This is a genomic window from Haloferax sp. s1, from assembly GCF_058382125.1.
This window is the reverse complement of record NZ_JBZRPK010000255.1, coordinates 1-2,469: the sequence shown is the minus strand read 5'-3', so window position 1 is coordinate 2,469 and position 2,469 is coordinate 1. Positions and strand designations below refer to the sequence as shown.

Here is a 2,469-nt window from a genome sequence, read left to right as displayed (position 1 = left end):
AGGCGAGGCGGCCGCCGACCTCAGGGACGCCCCCAGCCGGTAGATGAAAGGGGAGACGGCGCCCACCTAGCGCCCGAGCGAATCCGCTTGCGCCGCCGCCATCCCAAAGACCTCTGCGGAGAAAACGCGCGCCATAGACGTGGGGCCGAGAGAGCACAACTAGGGAAAATGGCTCCCTCGCTTTTTCTTTTCTTACCCCGCCGCTGCGTCGTGATGGTCATGTACATCGCGGACCAGACGTGGCCAGAACTGGGCGACTACGTCGCCGAATCGTCGCTTGCAGTCGTCCCGCTCGGGTCGACCGAACAGCACGGCCCGCACCTCCCGCTCGCGACTGACCACCTCATCGCGGAGTCGTTGGCCCGCGATGCGGCCGGCAAAACCGGCTTTCTCTGTACGCCCACTGTGAACGTCGGCGTGAGTCCGCACCACCGACAGTTCCACGGGACCATGTGGGTCGACGCCCCGCAGTTCAGAGATTACGTGGAGTCGATGACGCGCAACCTCGCGTACCACGGTATCGACCGCGTCGTGTACGTCAACGCCCACGGCGGCAACGTCCAGCACCTCCGCGAAGTCGGCCGCCGCCTCCGCGATGACGGCACGATGTACGCCATCGAGTGGATGTGGGACAAGTCGATTCCGGACCTCGTGACCGACCTGTTCGACCATCCCGGCCCGCACGGCGGTCCGAAGGAGACGGCGATGATTATGCACATCGCTCGCGACCTCGTCCGCGAAGACCAACTCGAAGACGCTCGCGACGGCGGGCGAACAACCTTCAAGGGCCGCGACTACCGCGAGCACGGCGCGCGGACGTTCTACGACGCCATCGAGAACTCCGAAAACGGCGTCTTCGGTGACCAGACAGACGCCACGCCCGAAGCAGGGGCGACGTTGTTCGAGGCCGCAAGCGACCAACTCGTCCGACTGCTCGAATGGCTCGACGCACAACCGATAGATGACCTACTTGCGCCCGCTCACGCCGACCCACAACCGGGCGAGCGCCGGTAGCTGAACTCCCACCTCACATGGCGCGACCACGGGCGGTCGACACGCCGGAGCCGCGCCGCTCACCGACTGAAAATGAAAAACTCTGTTTGCAGTCGAGTCGCCGTCGGTCGAAGCGTCCGCAGACTTAGAGCCGCGTTACGTTGATCGCACGCGGGCCTTTATCGGCCTGCTCGATTTCGAACTCCACTTCCTGACCCTCTTCGAGGTCAGGGCCGCCGATATCCTCCATGTGGAAGAACACGTCGTCGTCGTGGTCTTCTGTCTCGATGAAGCCGTAGCCGCCGGAGGACTTGAAGAATGCAACCTTGCCTTTCGCCATTGCGTGTCAACGGTCTCCGGACGAGGCCATAAGAGTTCCGCTGGTTGACAATAAATAGCGGGTGGTAACACACATCGCGTTTTTAGTCCCCGCGAGGTTCCCGCCCGAGCGTGTGGAACTCCTCATTAGGTCGCATATCGGCGAACATCGTCATACGGTTGCTGAGGTTGAAGAAGGCGGTGACCGCACCGATATCCCACACTTCCTCTTCAGAGAACCCTACGTCTCGGAGTCGCTGGAGGTCGTCTTCGCCGACTTCGACCGGGCGCTCGGTGAGTTTGACCGCCACGTCGAGCATCGTCTTGTGCTTCTCGGGAATATCCGCAGTACGGTAGTTGGCGACCAGTTGGTCCGCGAGAAGCGGGTCTTCCGCGTAGATACGAAGGAGTGCGCCGTGGGCGACGTTGCAGTAGTAACAGTGGTTGACACCCGAGACGGCGACGATTATCATCTCGACTTCGTGGCGTTCGAGGTCCGTGTCGTCGACGAGGGCGTCGTGGTAGTCGAAGAAGGCCCGCCAGTGCGAGGGCTTGTACGCGAGCGCGGCGAAGACGTTGGGCGTAAACCCGGCGCGTTCTGTCTCGTCTTCGATTCGCTCGCGCAGGTCGTCCGGGAGGTCGTCGAGGTCGGGCACCGGGAATCGGCGCATCGCATCGTCGTCCATGCCTCGGTTCACTCCCGGATAGACCTTAATGATTCCTCAGATTCTAGGGACGATATGGGAAGTGCGGCCGCGCTCGTTCAAAGGATAAGCGAGAGGTAGGCCGCCGCCGCAACCGCGAAGACGCCGACTGCGAAGAGTCCGTAGTTGGCAACGGTGTTATCGGCGGTCCACAGCGAGAGCGTGAATTTCCGGGACGAAAGCGGCCACAACGGACGGATTCCCGCTGGCGTGAGCGCGTCGGCGAGGAGGTGTGCAATGATGGTAAGCGTGCCGACGGCGAACCCGAACGCGCCGAGTGTCGTCGCCGCCGCCTCGGGCTGGCCGACGTTGCTTGCGAGCAGAAACGCACCGCCGCCACCGACACCGCCTACGAGGACCGCAAACAGGAGCGTGTGTGTCGGTCCGCGGTGTGAGATACCGGGAATACGCATGTCGTAATCGGGGAGCATCGCCAACCAGCACATTACCGCCC

Annotated in this window: 4 protein-coding genes; 1 reads left to right on the top strand and 3 read right to left on the bottom strand. The window is 62.9% G+C overall.

Annotated elements, in window-relative coordinates; translation table 11 throughout:
- Positions 1-219: 219 nt before the first annotated feature.
- A complete protein-coding gene (locus QT222_RS02410; protein WP_004572434.1) occupies positions 220-1,014 on the top strand; it encodes a creatininase family protein in 795 nt (264 codons plus the stop codon).
- 124 nt (positions 1,015-1,138) lie between these two features.
- On the opposite strand, the gene QT222_RS02405 is transcribed toward QT222_RS02410, so the two are convergent.
- From QT222_RS02405 to QT222_RS02395, 3 genes are all read right to left on the bottom strand, one after another.
- Positions 1,139-1,333 carry a cold-shock protein gene (locus QT222_RS02405; protein ID WP_004572435.1) on the bottom strand — a complete coding sequence of 65 codons (195 nt, stop codon included), beginning with the start codon at positions 1,331-1,333 and terminating at the stop codon, positions 1,139-1,141.
- A gap of 82 nt (positions 1,334-1,415) precedes the next feature.
- Positions 1,416-1,997 (bottom strand): peroxidase-related enzyme, encoded by a 582-nt coding sequence (locus tag QT222_RS02400; RefSeq protein WP_491476187.1) that lies wholly within the window; start codon positions 1,995-1,997, stop codon positions 1,416-1,418.
- A gap of 77 nt (positions 1,998-2,074) precedes the next feature.
- Positions 2,075-2,469: metal-dependent hydrolase (locus QT222_RS02395; RefSeq protein WP_491476186.1), on the bottom strand; the 395-nt coding region annotated here is incomplete at its 5' end.